The sequence below is a fragment of the Ruegeria sp. I3 genome (genome assembly GCF_056532525.1).
This window is the reverse complement of record NZ_JBQFNI010000007.1, coordinates 118,586-135,922: the sequence shown is the minus strand read 5'-3', so window position 1 is coordinate 135,922 and position 17,337 is coordinate 118,586. Positions and strand designations below refer to the sequence as shown.

Genomic DNA, 17,337 nt, shown 5'->3' with positions numbered 1-17,337 from the left:
CATGCAAATATGCATGCAGATCGTTCGAAGGTATGGACGCTGCCGGGCCAAGCCGTATCGTTGGCTCATGTTAGATCTTCTCAGCGATATCCTTACACGCCTGTCTCTGCGTGGCACATTTTATTTCCGCACATCCTTTACTCCGCCGTTTGGGATACAGGTGCCGGGTTTCGAGAACGTGGCCCGGTTTCACTTTGTGCAACGCGGTGAATTGAAGGTGCACCTGCCAACAACCGGCGAGACCTTGCGGTTGCGGCAGGGTGATCTGATTCTTATTCCCCACGGTGCGCCGCATGCGCTGCTGTGTAATGAAGTCAAACCCTATGATGCCTTGCCCCTTGAGCGGGTGTTAGAGCTGTCAGGCTACAAAGGCGATGGTGTCCTGGTCTATGGCGGTGAGGAAGACGAGCGCGATACGCAACTGATTTGCGGACATTTCTCATTCACCGGGCCAGCCGGGCGAAACGGAACCGGTCATATGCTGATCGACCGGTTGCCACCTTTTATACTGATCGAGAATTACGGTGAAGAAGCGGGTGCCTGGATCGAGGCGACATTGCGTATGATCGGATCTGAAGTGTCCGGTGCTCGTATCGGCGGTGACCTGATCGCGCTGAAACTGTCCGAAGTGCTGTTTGCGCAAGCGATCCGGGCATACCTTGAACATCAAAGTCCTCATGATGCCGCGCTTGCCGGATTTGCCGATCCGCGCATCTCGCGGGCGCTGACTGCATTTCACCAGTCTCCGGCGCAGGAGTGGAGCGTTGCGATGCTCGCGCGAGAAGCAGCAATGTCACGCACCGCATTTGCGCAGCTTTTCTCACAAAAGATGGGGACTACCCCGATGCAGTACCTGACGGACTGGCGGATGCAGATCGCCTGCCATGGGTTGACCGAAAATCGCTGGAACGTTGCGGATGCCGCAGCAGAAGTGGGATACGCGTCCGAGGCTGCGTTTTCACGCGTGTTTAAGAAGCAGGTCGGACTGTCGCCCGCCGCGTACCGTGCGATGCACTAATCGTACTGATCAATTGAACGATCTGCAATAAATGCAAAACGAACTGAGATGTTACGTTCAATCGCGCGCCCCTAATCTTTGATCATCACTGATTGAAGAAAGGAAGTTCACATGTCCCTGCGTTTTGTCACCCGCTCTGTCCATGCCTATCTTGACTACCCGGTTGCGATTGCGCTGATGGTTTTGCCTTTTGTACTGGGGTTGGGCCAGTCCAACCCGCTGGCACTCTGGCTGTCCGTTGTGACCGGCATTGCAGCATTCGTGCTGACCGTTCTGACAGACCATCACCTTGGGATTTGGCGGGTTCTGCCATACAAGTTCCACTTGGCTGTTGATCTGCTTGTCGGCGTCACGTTCCTGTTTGCGCCCAGCCTGTTTGGATTTTCTGGGCTTGATGCGTTGTTCTACTGGGTGAACGGGGCCGCAGTCGTTGTGGTGATCTCGCTCAGCGCGCCCGAACAGAGCGCTATTGCTTGAAGTGAGTCAGAACCGTAGCGATCAGCTGGGCCATGCGGGCATCCGGATGGCCTTTTTTTGTTTTAGACACTAATAAGGCCAAATTTGCCCCAATGGGTCGCCCCTGTTGCATCAGATTTTCAGGCTTGAATTTTCCGACAAAAACCATCAGATATAACGCAACGCCAGATGACACCATCAAGCAACTGGTTCCGGGGCGATCTGTGGGCTCAGCAAAAGCAGATGTGAAAGCCCGCCATCGCCCCGGGAACGACCAAAGGAGCCCGCGATTGCGTGATCGATTTGAAGAACTGATGGCCGATCCCTGCTGTGCATCGTGTGATTGCGACGCGCTAACCTCAGAAGTCGCGGCCTATCTCGATCACAAGACCTGCAACGCCGAGCGCTGCCGGGCGCTCGAAGAACGCTCAGCCGCAACGATGTACGCAGTCAGGCGCGATTCGATGCGCGCGCTGAATGAGGGTGGTGCGCGGGCCTAGAAATCCACACCACGTTGGGCTTTGATGCCGGCTTGGAACGGGTGTTTTTCTTCGGTCATCTCGGTTACCAGATCCGCATAGTCCCTGAGGGCTTGCGGGGCATCCCGGCCAGTCAGGAACACACTGGTTTTGTCTGATCGGGTCTGAAGCCCTTCAATAACAGTGTCTACTGAAAGGTATTCGTAGCGCAGGGCGATATTGATCTCGTCGAGGACAACCAGATCGTAGTCGCCGCTTTTCATCAGATCACAGGCCTTGTTGAAGGCCGAAGTCGCTGCCGCGATGTCGCGCTCGCGGTCCTGCGTATCCCAGGTAAACCCTTCGCCCATCGTGTGCCAGGTGACCAGATCGCGTCCCTCAAAGAACCTGCGCTCACCGGTTTTCCACTTGCCCTTGATGAACTGAACCACAGCCACTTTCTGGCCCCAGCCCAATGCCCGGATCACCACGCCAAACGCAGCCGAGGATTTTCCCTTGCCCTTACCTGTATTGATCAGCACCAGTCCCCGGCCGGGATCGACCGCTTCCGAGACTTTCTTGCGGTGCTTGGCTTGCACCTCTTGCATCTTTTCTTTGTGGTTCTGTGCGTCGCTCATCGGGAAACCTCATAGGTGTATCGCGACCCAACCTAGGGAAAGATTGCGAAAGGTAAAGTCAGGCTTTGGGATCCGTTGCTGATCGCGCTTTGGTCCGATCAAGGCCAAGTTGTCGTTCACGCAGGATCACCACGACGTTGCCTGCAATCACCAACGCCGCGCCGCCCAGCATCACCAGGGTTGGCAACTCATCGAACCAGAAATAACCAATGACAATGGCGAACAGCATTGTGGTGTAGTCATAAGGTGCCAGCATTGACGCTTGTCCAAACTTGTAGGACGAGGTCACCAGAATCTGCGCCACTCCGCCGATCAGGCCGATTGTCACCAGCAATGTGGCTTGCTCCCATGTCGGGATAACCCAGCCCCAAAACACTGTGAGACCCGAAAGCAAGGTCGCTGTGAGAGAGAAATAGAACACGATTGCGGCGGGATGATCCACCTGTACCAGTTGGCGAATATGTATCTGCACAAAGGCACGGGCAACGGTTGCAGCCAGCACGCAAAGCGCACCTATTGTTGCGGCGGTTTCGGCAGTGCCTGAACCCAGCCGGGGCCAGATCATGATCAGAACGCCGACAAGGCCAAGCGCGACGGCCCCGATACGAATCATTCGTATCCGCTCGCCCAACATGATTGCTGCCAGAATCAGCGTGAAGATAGGGGTTGCATATCCGATGGCGGTTACCTCGGGCAGCGGCAACAGGCTAAGACCAGTAAAGGTCAGCCCCATCGCAGAGGTTCCCAGAACCCCGCGCCAGAAATGGCCCATCGGCTTCTTGACAACAAAGCCATGCACCAGCTCTCCTCGCCAGACCAGCCAGGCGATGATAACCGGAATCGCGAAAAGCGAGCGAAAAAACACCATCTCTCCCGGCGGGAAATCATCTGACAAAGCCTTGACCAATGCAGACATCGTCGTGAACAGCACGAGCGCACTGAGCTTGAGCGCCACGGCCAATGCCGGACGATGCGATGTTAAGGATTTCGCCATGGTCGCGAACCTGCGCCTTTGAGGCGGAAAGATCAACTGGCCAAAGTTGACGTATCAGAGATTGGACCAGTCTAGTGGAAGCGGAGCTCCGATTTCCTCTGACAGGTCCTTTAGAAACCTCATCATCCGCGCGGCTCGGTCCTGCGCGATAGCCCTGCCTTTTTCGGTCAGCATATCATTGGGTAAGCGCAGCAGTTTTATTTGCCAGTGATCGATTGAAAAAATCAGGTCATTCGGCAAACGGTTTTCGGCAAACGGATCTGACGGGTCATAAAGGGTGCGTCCCAGGGCGCCCGATACTGAAAAGTTGCGGGCGATACCGATAGCACCCAACGCATCCAGACGATCGGCATCCCGTAGTATTCGCGCTTCGAGTGTTTCGGGCGGGATGTTAGCCGAAAAGCTATGGGCGGCAATCGCGTGCTGCACGGCTCCAATTTCAGTGGTGGAATAGCCGAATTCTTCAAGAATAGGCTCTGATTCAGCGGCGGATCGCATCGAGGCCAGATGCCGATCCGGATCATCTTTTGACAGGTTGATCAGATCATGCAGATAACACGCCGCCAGCAAGACACGCGGGTTGGCTTCATCATCCGCAATCGCCTGCGCATTCACCCAAACCCGATCCAGGTGCGCCAGATCATGCGCCGGATCCGTCTGCATCCGTTGCCTGACGACCGCGCGCAGCGAAGCGCGCAGATCAGCCAATCCGTCCACGGTTCTTGCCGATTTGACCACGGTGCAGGAGCAGGTGATCAAGGATCACGCAAGCCATCATTGCCTCACCTACCGGAACGGCGCGGATGCCGACGCAGGGGTCGTGGCGGCCTTTGGTAATGATCTCGGTCTCTTCGCCGGATTTGGTGATGGTCTTGCGGGTGGTCAGAATGGACGAGGTCGGCTTGACCGCAAAGCGCACCACAACATCCTGGCCGGTCGAAATGCCGCCCAGAATACCGCCTGCGTGGTTCGAGCTGTATTGAGGGCCGTCCTGTCCCATGAATATCTCGTCAGCATTGGCCTCGCCGGTCAGTTCGGCGGCGGCCATGCCTTCACCGATTTCGACCCCTTTAACGGCGTTTATCGACATCATGGCTGCAGCCAGATCAGTGTCTAACTTGGCATAAACCGGCGCGCCGAGCCCCGCCGGAACGCCGCGCGCGACGACCTCGACCACTGCGCCGACCGAGTTGCCGGATTTGCGCAGGCCGTCCAGATAAGCGGCCCAATCTTCGGCTGCTTTGGCGTCGGGCGTCCAGAATGGATTCTGTTCGATCTGCGACCAGTCGAAATTGGCACGACTGATTTTGTGCGGACCGATCTGCGTCATGTAACCAGTGATCTGAACATTCGGAGCAATCTGCTTGATCGCCTCGCGCGCCAGTCCACCTGCGGCTACACGTGATGCCGTTTCCCGTGCGGAGCTGCGCCCGCCGCCGCGATAGTCACGGATCCCGTATTTCTGCCAATATGTGATGTCGGCGTGTCCCGGACGGAACTTGTCCATGATGTCGCCGTAGTCTTTTGAGCGTTGATCGGTGTTCTCGATTATCAGCTGCACAGGTGTACCGGTTGTCTGGCCTTCGAATACGCCAGACAGGATCTTCACCTGATCGGGCTCACGCCGTTGGGTGGTGAATTTGTTCTGACCCGGTTTGCGCTTATCCAGCCAGTGCTGGATCATCGCTTCATTAATCTCAACGCCCGGGGGGCAGCCGTCGACCGTGGCCCCCAAGGCGGGCCCGTGGCTTTCACCCCAGGTGGTAACGCGGAAGAGGTGGCCAAAACTGTTCATCGACATGGGGCATGCTCCTTTGAGCGACGTGATTAGCGGGGAGTGCCTTGGTCCTCAAGCGGATTTGCATTTGCAGAGAAGCAAGCGCCGCCCTGTGGGCGGCGCGATTGGAATAAATCAGGCGGCTTGAGCCACCATGGCGCGGGTTGCGTTGATCTTGAGCGCTGCATGAGCTGCCTCGCGCCCTTTTTCGATGAAATGCGCGCGATAGATGGCGTTGTGGTGATCCGTTTCCTGATACTGATGCGGTGTCAGCGAGACCGACAGGACCGGAACACCTGAATCGAGCCCGGCCCGCATCAAGCCATCGACAACCGCTTGTGCGACGAAGTCATGCCGGTAGATGCCGCCATCCACTACAAAGGCAGCGCAGGCTACGGCGGCGTAGCGCCCCGTTTGCGCCAGGTCACGGGCCAGCAGGGGCATCTCGAAAGCGCCCGGAACGTCGAAGACATCAACCTGATCAGCTGGAATTAGTTCGAGAAACCCATCCAGCGCGCGATCCACAATATCTGAATGCCAGTTGGCTTTGACAAAAGCATAGCGGGTGTGTGTCATCATGATCTCCTTTCGTAACAGACACGTCACCCAAGGCGATCACGAGCAGGCACACCGCATTACCGGCGCGCTGCACGTTCTCTTTCATCCGGACTGTAACCGTCGGCTCTGGCTTCTCACCAGATCTGCTGACACCCCGGAGACCGGGGCCGCTCGCGGGCTTACGGGTCATGCCCGCATACCGCCGGTGGGGAATTTCGCCCCGCCCTGAGAACGAGTGGGACCTTGCCAAGGAGACATCGCTTCTGCAAGAGAAATTGGCAGGAGGACGAATATGCATCCCAATCCCACCTTTCGCGCCGAGACGCGCGAGCGTCACATCGAGTTTGCGCGTGACCGCGCCTTTGGTGTTCTGGCAGTGTCGACATCGGATGCACCGTTATTAAGCCACGTTCCCTTTCTTCTGAACGAGGATGCTTCATCGGCTGACCTGCATCTGGTCCGGTCAAATCCGATTGTTAGGGCGCTGAAAAAGCCGCAACCTGCGAAGATCGCTGTGTTAGGGCCGGATGGGTATATCTCGCCTGACTGGTACGAAGTCGATGATCAGGTGCCGACCTGGAACTATGTAGCGGTGCATCTGACTGGAGTGCTTGAGATGCGGCCAACGGACGACCTGCGAAATCTGCTCGACCGGCAGGCGGCAGACTTTGAAAATCGCCTGCTGCCAAAGCCGCCATGGTTGGCGTCTAAGATGACACCAGACGCGCTGGATAGAATGATGCGCATGATCGTTCCCTGCCGACTCATGATCTCGGATATCGACGGCACTTGGAAGCTGAATCAGAACAAACCCGATGAGGCGCGACATCGCGCGGCTGATCACGTGCACTCAACAGGACTTGGCAGCGAGGTGGCGCGCTTGGCCTCGTTGATGCGCAAGGCCTGAGGCACGCGTTCTCGCCTTCCATTCATTGAGCGCTGAATGTGGCGAGATAAGCAGCGATGTCATCTGCGCCTTTTTTCAGCTTGACGCTCATGTTCGGGCGGGCGGTGTCATCATCCAGATATTCCTTGATGAACCCGATCGGATCCCGAGAATAGGCGGCGATGTTTTCTTCAGTCCACACAAGCCCTTCTTGCCCGGCGCGGATCATGTCGTCGGTGAACATCCCGATGGGCAAACGTTCACTTCCATAAAGATAATCGTTCTCAGTTCCGGCGGTGCGGCCAACTACGCCAAAGAGATTCGGCCCGGTGATGCCGCCTTTGACCAGAACCTCGCCATTTTTGATGATCGCATGGCACGAAGAGCATCTGTTATAGAGCTGTTCGCCTTTCGCCGGATCGCCGGCTGCGATCGCCTGTACTGAAGTCAGAAACGAAACAAAAACTACGGTTGCTGCTATCTTGAGCATTGAACATCTCCGGCTGGGAATATTGCGCCTGTGGCCTTTCACGCATTCCCGTTTAGAGTGCAATCGAATTCTGGTAGATAATCACGTGTTTGAAATATCTATTTTATATTAATAATTTAAGAGAAATCGTATCGCGCTAAAATAGAAGGAATACAGTGTTCTTAAGGTAGAGCTGCACGTGAAATCGGCGGCGTTCGCATAGGGTGAGGAGATTTCAATTTGGGGATCTACCAGCGCGGGTCGATGCCGAATCACGTCCCATCTGCCTGGCGCAAATTCGCCGCTCTGAGGGTTAAAATCTGCATTTGAGATTGAAATTTTGCCCTTTCACCGTGACATGAATGCTTAGATGCGGCGTATTGCGCGTTTAAGAGCGCTGGACGAACTCTATTCTCCCCGATAGATACCCCGTTTAAGACGCCGCACTTGTGCGGTGCGCGAGCTTTATGCCCGTTCGCGGGCGCCAGATAATCGGAGATAACCTCGTGTCCCAAGCTGAAGACCACGAAGGCACCCGCAGAGATTTCCTCTACTACGTCGCTGGCGGCGCAGGTGTCGTTGCCACCGGGGCTGCCGTTTGGCCCCTGGTAAATCAAATGAACCCATCGGCAGACGTTCAGGCGCTGTCCTCGATCCGTGTGGATGTAAGCGGGGTAGAGCCGGGTACGCAGCTGACTGCAAAGTGGTTGGGTAAGCCTGTTTTCATCCGTCACCGCACAGGTGCCGAGATTCAGGAAGCTCAGGAGCAGGACGCTGAAGGTGTCGACGCGCTGCCTGACCCGCTGGCTCGTAACTTCAACCTGAACGCCGACGCACCAGCGACCGATGCCAATCGCGTCATGCCTTCGCCCGAAGGCGAAGGAGAAGGGGCGTGGATCGTTCAGATGGGTGTTTGTACACACCTGGGTTGTGTGCCGCTTGGCGATGCTGGCGACTTTGGCGGTTGGTTCTGCCCCTGCCACGGCTCGCACTACGATCTTGCCGGTCGTATCCGCAAAGGCCCCGCGCCTGAAAACCTGCCCATTCCGCCCGTTGAATGGGTGGACGCCACCACCATCAAGCTCGGCTAAGGGAGACCTAACTTATGTCCGGAATTCCCCACGATCATTACGAGCCGAAGACAAATGGCGAGAAGTGGCTGAACAGCCGTCTGCCCATCGTCGGCCTGCTTTACGACACCCTGATGATCCCAACCCCCAAGAACCTGAACTGGTGGTGGATCTGGGGCATCGTCCTGGCGTTCTGCCTGGCGTTGCAGATCGTCACCGGTATCGTTCTGGTGATGCACTACACCCCGCATGTTGATCTGGCCTTTGCCAGCATCGAACACATCATGCGCAACGTGAACGGCGGCTATATGCTGCGCTATCTGCACATGAACGGCGCATCGCTGTTCTTTGTAGCAGTCTACATCCACATCTTCCGCGGCCTGTTCTACGGCTCGTACAAAGCCCCGCGTGAGATTACGTGGATCATCGGGATGCTCATTTACCTGATGATGATGGGCACTGCGTTCATGGGCTACGTTCTGCCCTGGGGTCAGATGTCCTTCTGGGGTGCGACCGTGATCACCGGCCTGTTTGGTGCGATCCCGTTTGTTGGTGATGCGATCCAGACCTGGTTGCTGGGCGGTCCTGCGGTGGACAACGCCACTCTGAACCGCTTTTTCTCGCTGCACTACCTTCTGCCGTTTGTTATCGCGGCGCTTGTGATCGTGCATATCTGGGCCTTCCACACCACAGGCAACAACAACCCGACAGGTGTTGAGGTTCGCCGTGGCTCGAAAGCCGAGGCAGAGAAAGACACGCTGCCGTTCTGGCCCTATTTCGTGATCAAGGACCTGTTCGCGCTGGCGGTCATTCTGGTCGTGTTCTGGGCCATCGTGGGCTACATGCCGAACTACTTGGGTCACCCGGATAACTACATCGAAGCCAACCCGCTGGTTACACCTGCGCACATCGTCCCTGAATGGTACTTCCTGCCATTCTACGCGATCCTGCGTGCGTTCACTGGCGAAGTCTGGGTCGTTCAGTTCGCCAGCTTCATCACCGGCGGCATCATCGACGCCAAGTTCTTTGGTGTGATTGCGATGTTTGGTGCGATCCTGGCCATGGCCCTAGCCCCTTGGCTGGACACCTCGACCGTGCGTTCGGGCAAGTATCGTCCGATGTTCAAATGGTGGTTCTACCTTTTGATCATCGACTTCTTTGCTTTGATGTGGCTGGGTGCGATGCCCGCGGAAGAGCCCTATGCGACCTTCTCGCTGATCGCTTCGGCTTACTGGTTCGCCTATTTCTTCGTGATCCTGCCGATCCTGGGTGTCATCGAAAAACCCGAGGCGCAGCCGGAAACCATCGAAGAAGACTTCAACGCGCATTATGGCAAGGCAAACGCCGACGCCACGCCGGCCGAGTAAGAAGAGGGACCGGAAACATGTTCAAGAAACTTGCAATCGGTGCCGCGTTCGCTTTGGCCCTTGCGCCCGCCTCGACTTTTGCGGCAGGTGGCGGTGAGCAGCACATCGAAGATTTCGACTTCTCGTTCGAGGGACCGTTTGGAACCTGGGATCAGAACCAGCTTCAGCGCGGCCTACAGATCTATACCGAGGTCTGCGCAGCCTGCCATGGTCTGCAATATGTACCTCTTCGGACCCTTGAAGATTTGGGGTATTCGGAAGAGCAAGTCATCACCTACGCGGCCGACAACTTCGAGGTGTTCGATCCCGAGCTGGACGATTTCCGCCCGGCAATCCCGACCGACCACTTCCCGGCCAACAACGGTGTCGGCGCGCCTGACCTGAGCCTGATGGCGAAGGCCCGTGCCGGTTTCCATGGTCCTTACGGTCTGGGCATCAACCAGCTGGTCAAAGGCATGGGGGGCGCGGAATATATTGCCTCGCTTCTGGATGGTTATACCGGTGAAGAAAAGGAAGAAGCCGGTACTGTTCTCTATGAGAACAAGGCCTTCCCCGGTGGTTGGATTTCCATGGCTCCGCCGCTGGCAGAAGATCAGGTTGAATTTGCCGACGGACATCCTGCAACCGTTGAGGCAATGTCCGAAGACATAGCAGCCTTCTTGATGTGGAGCGCCGAGCCGAAAATGATGGAGCGCAAAAATGCCGGTTTCGTCGGTGTTCTGTTCCTGACAGTTCTGTCTGTTCTGCTGTACCTTGTGAACAAGCGCCTGTGGGCACCGATAAAGGGCAAACGTCTGGACTAAGGTCGACGTATAACTAAAAACTAAACCCCCGCGCCATCACGGTGACGGGGGTTTTTTTTGTTGCGATGGTGTGGAAGGGGCCAGCCCCTTCTTGGCCTGCGGCCAATTCATCCCCGAGGTATTTTGGGCCAGATGAACAACGGATCACACTTGTAATTGAGCTTTGCTGTGCCCCCGGATCGTCGCGATTACGATCTCGCCTTCGGGTTGGGCGTTGCCGAAGGTTACTTCGGCAAATTGTTCGGTGCGGCCCATTGTGGGATTTTCCATCAGGATATTGTGGGTTTTGCCGATCTGTGCCGTCAGATGCTTGATGACCTGTGCATCGCCGGCGGCGCGTAGGCGCGCGGCGCGTTGTTTGATGACATTGCTGTTGATCTGTTGCGGTATGCGGGCTGCCGGAGTGCCTTCGCGTTTGGAATAGGGGAATACATGCAGCCAGGTCAGGTTGCACTCGGTGACGAGCTTGAGGGAATTCTCGAAATGAGTCTCGGACTCGGTCGGGAAGCCAGCGATGATGTCCGCGCCAAAAGTCATGTCGGGTCGTAGTTTGATGGCGTCTTCAGTGAAACGAATCGCATCTTCGCGCAGGTGGCGGCGTTTCATGCGCTTCAGGATCAGATCGTCGCCATGCTGCAAGGACAGATGTAAATGGGGCATCAGGCGCGGCTCGGTCGCGATGGCATGCATCAGGTTCTCGTCGACTTCGATCGAGTCGATTGAGCTGATGCGCAGACGAGACAGATCGGGCACCAGTTTAAGGATACGCATCACGAGATCGCCCAGTTTCGGCTGAGCGGGCAGATCCGCGCCCCATGAGGTCAGATCGACCCCGGTCAGAACAACTTCGTTGTAGCCCCTATCGACCAATCGTTTGATCTGATCCACCACAACGCCCGCAGGGACGCTGCGAGAATTGCCCCGGCCGTAAGGGATAATACAGAAGGTGCAGCGATGATCGCAGCCATTCTGAACCTGTACATAGGCGCGTGAGCGGGTTCCGAAGCCATCAATCAGATGCCCGGCGGTTTCCGTGACAGACATGATGTCGTCAACCTGAATCGCCTCGGTCTGACCGATGAAATCGGCGGCCATGCCTTTCCAGGTATCCGGTTGCATCTTTTCGGTGTTGCCGATGACCGCGTCTACTTCGTCCATAGCAGCAAAGGTCTGCGGCTCGGTTTGCGCCGCGCACCCGGTGACGATCAGACGTGCCGAGGGGTTTTCGCGGCGCAGCTTGCGAATCTCCTGCCGCGCCTTGCGGACGGCCTCGGCGGTCACCGCGCAGGTGTTGACGATCACAGCATCCGTTAGGCCAGCCTGCTGAGACAGTTCTTTCATCGCTTCGGTCTCATAGGCGTTCAGGCGGCAGCCCAGAGTGCTGAACTTAGGCGGGTTCATTCCAGTGACCTCAGGTATTCAGGCGTCAGCGTGCCCGAAAACACATGGGCTGTGGGTCCCGTCATCCAGACCCCATCCTCGCGCCAGTCGATCCAGATTGTGCCGCCATCCAGGTCAACTTGTACTTTGCGCCCAGTGAGACCTCTGCGTGCTGCAGCGACGGCCGTGGCACAAGACGATGACCCCGAGGCCAGAGTGATCCCCACTCCTCGCTCCCACACCCGCATGCGGATGTGGTCGGGTGTGACTATCTGTGCGACCTGAACATTGGTGCGTTCGGGATAGAGTGGATGGTATTCGTAACGCGCGCCGAACTCTTCCATCGGAATGGCCTCGGCGTTGTCGACAAAGAAAGTGCAGTGCGGGTTGCCCATGCCGGTCGCTGTTGGACCACCTTCTATCGGCAGTTCCAGCGTGTCCATCTCTTCCGCCAGGGGAATCTCGTTCCAAAGAAGTTGGGGGTGCCCCATATTCACCGACGTCAGTCCATCGCCAGCGTCGCGGGCCTGCAGTGTGCCGCGTTCAGTTGTGAGCGTGAGTTCGGATTTGCCTGTTTCGTTCATCAAAAACCGGGCGATACAGCGCGTGGCGTTGCCGCACGCAGCCGAAGTCGACCCGTCGGCATTGTAGAACACCAGATGCGCATCCGCTTCACCGCGTTCGATAACCGCCAACTGATCGAATCCCACGCCGAACTGCCGGTGCCCGATTCCCCTGGCAAGGGCCGAGGTGACCGGCACGGCATGCGCGCGCGCATCGACAACGACAAAGTCGTTGCCCAACCCGTGCATCTTCATGAAAGCCAAACCGGTGTCGAGTATCTGTTGCATGGCGGGCATATAACGCCGGTCCGGACATGAATCCACCCTGTCGCGTAGATTCCTGAAAAAAGGGGTTGACCCCCCAGTTCCACCTGCCTAATTAGGCCGCCTATCGGGGCGCCGAACTCATACGAATGACGGCGAACTGAAGTACGAAATAAGGTCTTGAACCCGGTCGGGTATTTACCTTACAGAGTGCTGCGGATCGAAGAGATCCTAAGAAGAGTGGGCCGTTAGCTCAGTTGGTAGAGCAACTGACTTTTAATCAGTGGGTCGCAGGTTCGAATCCTGCACGGCTCACCACTTTTTTAAAAGGGTTAGCAAGAATAGGCGAGAATTTCTCACGCCTACAGCAACCACCTAGTAACCACGCGGCATCGATTGACGTAGAAACGTGTAGAAAACCGTTTCGTTGAGTGCGTGGATTCCCTCTTATGCTGATCCCGTAAGACATTGTTATTTAAATGTTTTTTGACATTTGAAAGAATTTTTGGTACACTGACAATGTACAGAGTGGCAACCAACTGTCGCGTGCAACTTCCAAATGAGCGCAGAAAACTAGAACGGCTACGCTATGAACTTTCCCTTCAGATCACCCTAAATGCAAACTGCACCCGCAATGGTTCTTTGCATCAGTCTCGTTAGAATTGGGAAAGAAAACTAAAGTCATTCCGGTTAGCTTTCCTGTTAGATTCAAACAGCTTAATTCTGTCTTCAACACCCTTGGTGCCTAACATTGCAGCACCCGCAGTAGCTGCTGCGCTGACGACTCCAAAAAGGTCTAAGCCAGCAAAGGTGCTCACTGCCATCGCTGCCACCCCGGCTGAACCCGTTCTAATCGTGACTTTGCCGAAGAAGTCATTCCAGTTTGAAAGCAACTCGTCTTGAGCTCTTTCCAGTTCTCCGATGATTTTTGTGTCAACAGTTCTTTCGATCCGATGTCCTAAGCTTTGCCCATCTGAATTTCTGGCTAACTGATAGCTGAGTTCTGCGATTGCGCGCCGCATTCTTGCGAGAGAGCGTTGATTTTTCTCTCTGTACTGAAGAATGTCAGGGATACTCTTTTTTGAGATCTCTTCCTCAGAAACTAATCGTTCGCAAAGGATTTTCGAAAGATTGGCTTGAAGCACACTTTCGGTCGCTGCCTCTGTCAGTTGCAAAACAAGTTGGCCAGAATGGTCAGCCGCAACGGCACTTTCAATTTTTATCCGCAAGAGTCGATCGTGAAGGGGGCTATCGGTAAAGGGGACATAGCCAAGAGCGGACGACACAACAAGCGCCTCGTTTATTCGCAACGCCGACGCAGCCAAGGATGGAACTTCATAAGCCGGGAGACTCCTATGAGGATTGCCACCGATTACATGCCTGAAGTTCCTTAGCTTCTCCCAAGCATCGTTAGCTTGGATGTCGCCCCAACGAAATTTTCGAAACCGCTCTATGTCGGCAGGGGCTTTGCCAGAACTGTTTATAGATGCTTGCAGCGAGTAGCTTTCGAGAAATGTTCCGGCACCCGGATAAAACGCACCGACGAAACCTTCGGGCAAACGGTCAGACAACATACTCCAAACTGAAGTACCCTCAGCGAGTGACGCAGCCGCAAATCTGTCGTTTGCTACGTCAGCAACTGTCGCGGAAGTCAAAATTGAACCGTGCTCGCGGATAGCTGGGGTAGTATCAACTAGGCGTACTACTCCCTCACTAATTCCGAACGAAATGGCGGTAGATACGTCCTCCAATTCCCTCGATTGTTCGCAATCCAAAGAGTCTTCTTGGGCGATCTGCTTTCGGACATAGTCTGGTTGGCTGTCAAGAAAGGCAACTTCATCGAACAGGAGAATTGATCGCTTTACAGAGGAAAGGTTGCGTGGTCTTGAATACGGATAATAAAGGCAATTAAGCGCCATTTTGATCTCGACATGACAAAGGTTATGGTTAGGAGCCAATTTCTCCTATGCAATCTGCTTATACTATCAGTGTCCGGATAACAGACATAGGCGCAACCGCGGCGAAATGACACTTTGTCCCGCAACTTGGACATTTATGCCCGTCATTGCGATCGTCCGCTTCTTTGCCGCGCAGAGTTCTTTAGCCTTTGGACTTGGACGCCAGTTTCAGAAAAAGTGCCATTTTTCTTTCCTATGTCGTCAGAGAGTCTGCCCGAGAAGTACACTATGGTTCTACCATCTCTGTGAGAATTTTGCAGAATGCCTCAATGCCGGTCGTTACATCCGCCCATCTTGCAAATTCGACCACGTCCATTCGTCGTTCACCAGTTTCTGATTTAGCAACGAAGGACTGAACAGTGCCCAGACGTTCCGCAAGCTGCGCTTGCGTCAAGCCTGCTTGGAGTCTGGCCTCCTTGAGGCCAGCTATCAAAATTTGATGCTCTCTGGTTCTGAGGGATTTCAATTTCAGGTGCCGTACTGATCAGTCGTTGGCGACCTGACAATCCCAAGTTAGAATAATCCCATTTTGGAATAAGGCTATCTAACTTGCTAAGAAATTTGCTTACCTTCTTGCTGTTTGCCTTCGGCAGCGTTGCTTTCCAAAGAGCATGCTATTCAGAATAGTGGTGTCACGATGCAGGCCCTCGTGAACATATCGACAGAGTCTCAGTCGCCAAAGGAAGTCAATTGCATCGGCCGTGCGACTTGGTCGAATAATAACAACAGCAAGGTCGAATACTCGAAAACGTACAGGGACGGAGAGGCGTGGATTGAGTTTCAAGAATTGTTGTTTTGATAGTCAGCGTCACCCCTCCAAGCATCGTGATAAAATACACGGCGACGAAAGCGCTAACCCATAGATAACGAGGAGCATGTGCTGAGCGGCGCTCTAACGCGCAGAGCGTGGCCGTTCAGCAAATTTATGCATGTTGGCATTGGCGCGTAGTTCGTGCGTCGGTGCCACGCTCTAGCGACGCCAGTATTAAACCAATAATTGGGCAGAGTAAGCGGCACTTGATAATGTTGGTTTATCGCAGTCGGCCGACAGTTGAAGCCATCACTCTGCAACGAAGCAAAATCAAATTTGCACGGGCACAATTTTTTGACCTGTGCTCATTCCAAAGTTGAATCTAAGGTAGCCGCCGAAAGAAGAGATTTCAGGGCGGTATTGATGGGCGAGAACGAAACTGACTCGAATGTGCAGAAGTCGGATACATCCGGTGGTCAAGCGCGGGGCATCTCGTTAGAAGAACTGTTTTCCCACCTTGGCGAAGCCTACAGGGGCCAAGGAAGAGACCAACTTACTAACGCTCAAAAAGATGGTTTCCTAGAACCACTTGCTGACATAGCCGATACGCCTCGGGCACATGTGGATATTCGATCTCTCAATGACGATAAGCAAACCCGCAGATCGATATCAGAGTCCACATTTGCACGTGTTCAATCTGACGTGGAAATGCTGGACTGGATTTTCGTGGGCCGCTGCTCAGGAGAGGAAGACAGCTATGAAAAGATTCTGAACTATATGGCCGAAAAGGTACATATCCTCGCGGGCATATCCGTATTTGTTGGGGCAAGGCCTAACTGGCATGTGATTGGGATCTATTACGACGCTGAGAATATTGAGCGGGCCCGGAAGATTAGTGCTTTCCTGGATTTCAATTTCTCTGAAGCTCACGAAATCCGGGTCCGAGATCGTAGAAACCTTACAAAGAATCTCAGTGACTTAGATGACCCTATTGCATCGGATGTATTCCTGACCGAAGGTGCTAGGTCACAACTCGTTTCCGAACTCATGAGAAAGAAGTGCATTGCCATTCAAGGGCCACCAGGGACGGGCAAAACAGTTGTGGCAAAAAGTATTTCTTTGGAAGTTGCCCGCGACGCAGGTAGAGTACTCTCTCTTCAATTTCATCAATCTTATTCGTACGAAGATTTCATTCGTGGATGGCGACCGACAGGTGATGGCAACCTTGAGTTGGCTGATGGTACATTCCTACAGTTCTGCGAACGTGCGAGGAAGGATTTGGCTAACCCCTATGTGGTGTTTATTGACGAGATCAACAGAGCCAACATCTCTCTAGTCTTTGGTGAAGTACTATCACTCATCGAGGCTACCAAACGAGACGACAAGTTTTCAGTTGCCCTTGCATATAACCGTTCCGGCGACGATAGCGTTTCTTTTTATGTTCCAAAGAACATCTTTCTTGTTTCGACGATGAATACAGCCGACCGCTCGCTGGCTGTGGTTGATTATGCGCTCAGAAGACGATTCTCGTTTGTAGACTTAAACCCTGCCTACGGTGAAACCGAGTTTCACGACTTCGTTGAAGCTAACGGAGTGGACAAAATGTCAGCACAAGAAATATCTAGAAGGATGAACGCGTTAAACAGCGTGATTAGAGAGGACAACCGAAATTTGGGACCCGGTTACCAAATTGGGCATAGCTACTTTTGTGGAAAAATACCGAAGGGCGCGAGCGTTCAAGATTGGTACTTGAATATCATCCAGCATGAAATCACCCCACTCTTGCGAGAATACTGGGCCGATGAAGTGGAACTTGCAGACGACCGCATCGCGCAGCTTTCTTTGAAGCTACCCGAAGCGGAAAATCGTAGCGATGGTGCGGTATAGCGTATTCTGAAAAATGCCCCCTAGGATATCTGTTTCAAAC

18 protein-coding genes, 1 tRNA gene and 1 riboswitch are annotated in these 17,337 nt (G+C 54.5%); of the genes, 9 read left to right on the top strand and 10 right to left on the bottom strand.

What is annotated here, in order from left to right; translation table 11 throughout:
• Positions 1-67 precede the first annotated feature (67 nt).
• The 3 genes from ACR0L9_RS17440 (at position 68) to ACR0L9_RS17430 (ending at position 1,974) form a co-directional block, all read left to right on the top strand.
• A complete protein-coding gene (locus tag ACR0L9_RS17440; protein WP_170408132.1) occupies positions 68-1,018 on the top strand; it encodes an AraC family transcriptional regulator in 951 nt (316 codons plus the stop codon).
• Positions 1,019-1,129: 111 nt separating this feature from the next.
• Positions 1,130-1,495, top strand: coding sequence for an SPW repeat domain-containing protein (locus ACR0L9_RS17435; protein WP_170664135.1), 366 nt, complete (start codon positions 1,130-1,132; stop codon positions 1,493-1,495).
• 269 nt (positions 1,496-1,764) lie between these two features.
• Positions 1,765-1,974: a hypothetical protein gene (locus tag ACR0L9_RS17430; RefSeq protein WP_170398221.1), complete on the top strand. Its 210-nt coding sequence runs from the start codon at positions 1,765-1,767 to the stop codon at positions 1,972-1,974.
• On the opposite strand, the gene cobO is transcribed toward ACR0L9_RS17430, so the two are convergent.
• From cobO to ACR0L9_RS17405, 5 genes are all read right to left on the bottom strand, one after another.
• Positions 1,971-2,570: a cob(I)yrinic acid a,c-diamide adenosyltransferase gene (cobO, locus tag ACR0L9_RS17425; RefSeq protein WP_170625409.1), complete on the bottom strand. Its 600-nt coding sequence runs from the start codon at positions 2,568-2,570 to the stop codon at positions 1,971-1,973. The two genes, ACR0L9_RS17430 and cobO, sit on opposite strands and share 4 nt — an antisense overlap.
• 58 nt (positions 2,571-2,628) lie before the next feature.
• A complete protein-coding gene (locus ACR0L9_RS17420; protein ID WP_170613150.1) occupies positions 2,629-3,564 on the bottom strand; it encodes a DMT family transporter in 936 nt (311 codons plus the stop codon).
• Positions 3,565-3,618: 54 nt separating this feature from the next.
• Positions 3,619-4,302 carry an HD domain-containing protein gene (locus tag ACR0L9_RS17415; RefSeq protein ID WP_480896280.1) on the bottom strand — a complete coding sequence of 228 codons (684 nt, stop codon included), beginning with the start codon at positions 4,300-4,302 and terminating at the stop codon, positions 3,619-3,621.
• Positions 4,265-5,365, bottom strand: a complete 1,101-nt coding sequence (gene aroC, locus ACR0L9_RS17410) for a chorismate synthase (RefSeq protein ID WP_170733829.1) — start codon at positions 5,363-5,365, stop codon at positions 4,265-4,267. The genes ACR0L9_RS17415 and aroC overlap by 38 nt, the downstream gene beginning before the upstream one ends.
• A gap of 111 nt (positions 5,366-5,476) precedes the next feature.
• The gene (locus ACR0L9_RS17405; protein ID WP_170733830.1) at positions 5,477-5,917 is read right to left on the bottom strand and encodes a 6,7-dimethyl-8-ribityllumazine synthase; all 441 of its coding nucleotides are present in this window, start codon (positions 5,915-5,917) and stop codon (positions 5,477-5,479) included.
• Between the two features lie 72 nt (positions 5,918-5,989).
• Positions 5,990-6,136: riboswitch (FMN riboswitch) on the bottom strand.
• Positions 6,137-6,191: 55 nt separating this feature from the next.
• On the opposite strand from ACR0L9_RS17405, the gene ACR0L9_RS17400 reads away from it, so the two are divergent.
• Positions 6,192-6,806 (top strand): FMN-binding negative transcriptional regulator, encoded by a 615-nt coding sequence (locus tag ACR0L9_RS17400; RefSeq protein ID WP_170595101.1) that lies wholly within the window; start codon positions 6,192-6,194, stop codon positions 6,804-6,806.
• A 22-nt stretch (positions 6,807-6,828) separates the two neighbouring features.
• Here the strand turns inward: ACR0L9_RS17400 and ACR0L9_RS17395 are convergent, their stop codons facing one another.
• Positions 6,829-7,275, bottom strand: a complete 447-nt coding sequence (locus tag ACR0L9_RS17395) for a c-type cytochrome (protein ID WP_170425585.1) — start codon at positions 7,273-7,275, stop codon at positions 6,829-6,831.
• A 485-nt stretch (positions 7,276-7,760) separates the two neighbouring features.
• Here ACR0L9_RS17395 and petA point away from each other — a divergent pair, with 485 nt between their 5' ends.
• From petA to ACR0L9_RS17380, 3 genes are read left to right on the top strand one after another with little or no spacing between them, the layout of a single operon-like run.
• Positions 7,761-8,345 carry a ubiquinol-cytochrome c reductase iron-sulfur subunit gene (gene petA, locus ACR0L9_RS17390; protein WP_170398293.1) on the top strand — a complete coding sequence of 195 codons (585 nt, stop codon included), beginning with the start codon at positions 7,761-7,763 and terminating at the stop codon, positions 8,343-8,345.
• A gap of 14 nt (positions 8,346-8,359) precedes the next feature.
• Positions 8,360-9,691: a cytochrome b gene (gene petB, locus ACR0L9_RS17385; protein ID WP_170398296.1), complete on the top strand. Its 1,332-nt coding sequence runs from the start codon at positions 8,360-8,362 to the stop codon at positions 9,689-9,691.
• Positions 9,692-9,708: 17 nt separating this feature from the next.
• Positions 9,709-10,494 (top strand): cytochrome c1, encoded by a 786-nt coding sequence (locus ACR0L9_RS17380; RefSeq protein ID WP_170398299.1) that lies wholly within the window; start codon positions 9,709-9,711, stop codon positions 10,492-10,494.
• A 144-nt stretch (positions 10,495-10,638) separates the two neighbouring features.
• On the opposite strand, the gene mtaB is transcribed toward ACR0L9_RS17380, so the two are convergent.
• Positions 10,639-11,895, bottom strand: coding sequence for a tRNA (N(6)-L-threonylcarbamoyladenosine(37)-C(2))-methylthiotransferase MtaB (gene mtaB, locus ACR0L9_RS17375; protein ID WP_480896279.1), 1,257 nt, complete (start codon positions 11,893-11,895; stop codon positions 10,639-10,641).
• Entirely contained in the window at positions 11,892-12,734 is an 843-nt protein-coding gene (dapF, locus tag ACR0L9_RS17370; RefSeq protein WP_480896278.1) for a diaminopimelate epimerase, read from the bottom strand. Before dapF ends, mtaB begins: the two co-directional genes overlap by 4 nt.
• A 209-nt stretch (positions 12,735-12,943) precedes the next feature.
• Between dapF and ACR0L9_RS17365 the strand changes: the two genes are divergently transcribed.
• Positions 12,944-13,019, top strand: a tRNA-Lys gene (locus ACR0L9_RS17365).
• Positions 13,020-13,357: 338 nt separating this feature from the next.
• Here ACR0L9_RS17365 and ACR0L9_RS17360 read toward each other — a convergent pair.
• A complete protein-coding gene (locus ACR0L9_RS17360; protein WP_480896277.1) occupies positions 13,358-14,659 on the bottom strand; it encodes a hypothetical protein in 1,302 nt (433 codons plus the stop codon).
• Between the two features lie 226 nt (positions 14,660-14,885).
• Positions 14,886-15,092 carry a helix-turn-helix domain-containing protein gene (locus ACR0L9_RS17355; protein WP_480896312.1) on the bottom strand — a complete coding sequence of 69 codons (207 nt, stop codon included), beginning with the start codon at positions 15,090-15,092 and terminating at the stop codon, positions 14,886-14,888.
• A 741-nt stretch (positions 15,093-15,833) separates the two neighbouring features.
• On the opposite strand from ACR0L9_RS17355, the gene ACR0L9_RS17350 reads away from it, so the two are divergent.
• Positions 15,834-17,297 (top strand): AAA family ATPase, encoded by a 1,464-nt coding sequence (locus tag ACR0L9_RS17350; RefSeq protein WP_480896275.1) that lies wholly within the window; start codon positions 15,834-15,836, stop codon positions 17,295-17,297.
• Positions 17,298-17,337 lie beyond the last annotated feature (40 nt).

What these genes read in the sequence shown, in the direction of transcription:
- mtaB (WP_480896279.1), bottom strand. Translation starts at nt 11,895, where the DNA reads ATGAACCCGCCTAAGTTCAGCACTCTGGGCTGCCGCCTGAACGCCTAT.
- ACR0L9_RS17350 (WP_480896275.1), top strand. Translation starts at nt 15,834, where the DNA reads ATGGGCGAGAACGAAACTGACTCGAATGTGCAGAAGTCGGATACATCC.
- ACR0L9_RS17420 (WP_170613150.1), bottom strand. Translation starts at nt 3,564, where the DNA reads ATGGCGAAATCCTTAACATCGCATCGTCCGGCATTGGCCGTGGCGCTC.
- ACR0L9_RS17440 (WP_170408132.1), top strand. Translation starts at nt 68, where the DNA reads ATGTTAGATCTTCTCAGCGATATCCTTACACGCCTGTCTCTGCGTGGC.
- cobO (WP_170625409.1), bottom strand. Translation starts at nt 2,570, where the DNA reads ATGAGCGACGCACAGAACCACAAAGAAAAGATGCAAGAGGTGCAAGCC.
- ACR0L9_RS17400 (WP_170595101.1), top strand. Translation starts at nt 6,192, where the DNA reads ATGCATCCCAATCCCACCTTTCGCGCCGAGACGCGCGAGCGTCACATC.
- dapF (WP_480896278.1), bottom strand. Translation starts at nt 12,734, where the DNA reads ATGCCCGCCATGCAACAGATACTCGACACCGGTTTGGCTTTCATGAAG.
- ACR0L9_RS17435 (WP_170664135.1), top strand. Translation starts at nt 1,130, where the DNA reads ATGTCCCTGCGTTTTGTCACCCGCTCTGTCCATGCCTATCTTGACTAC.
- petB (WP_170398296.1), top strand. Translation starts at nt 8,360, where the DNA reads ATGTCCGGAATTCCCCACGATCATTACGAGCCGAAGACAAATGGCGAG.
- ACR0L9_RS17405 (WP_170733830.1), bottom strand. Translation starts at nt 5,917, where the DNA reads ATGACACACACCCGCTATGCTTTTGTCAAAGCCAACTGGCATTCAGAT.
- ACR0L9_RS17380 (WP_170398299.1), top strand. Translation starts at nt 9,709, where the DNA reads ATGTTCAAGAAACTTGCAATCGGTGCCGCGTTCGCTTTGGCCCTTGCG.
- aroC (WP_170733829.1), bottom strand. Translation starts at nt 5,365, where the DNA reads ATGTCGATGAACAGTTTTGGCCACCTCTTCCGCGTTACCACCTGGGGT.
- ACR0L9_RS17395 (WP_170425585.1), bottom strand. Translation starts at nt 7,275, where the DNA reads ATGCTCAAGATAGCAGCAACCGTAGTTTTTGTTTCGTTTCTGACTTCA.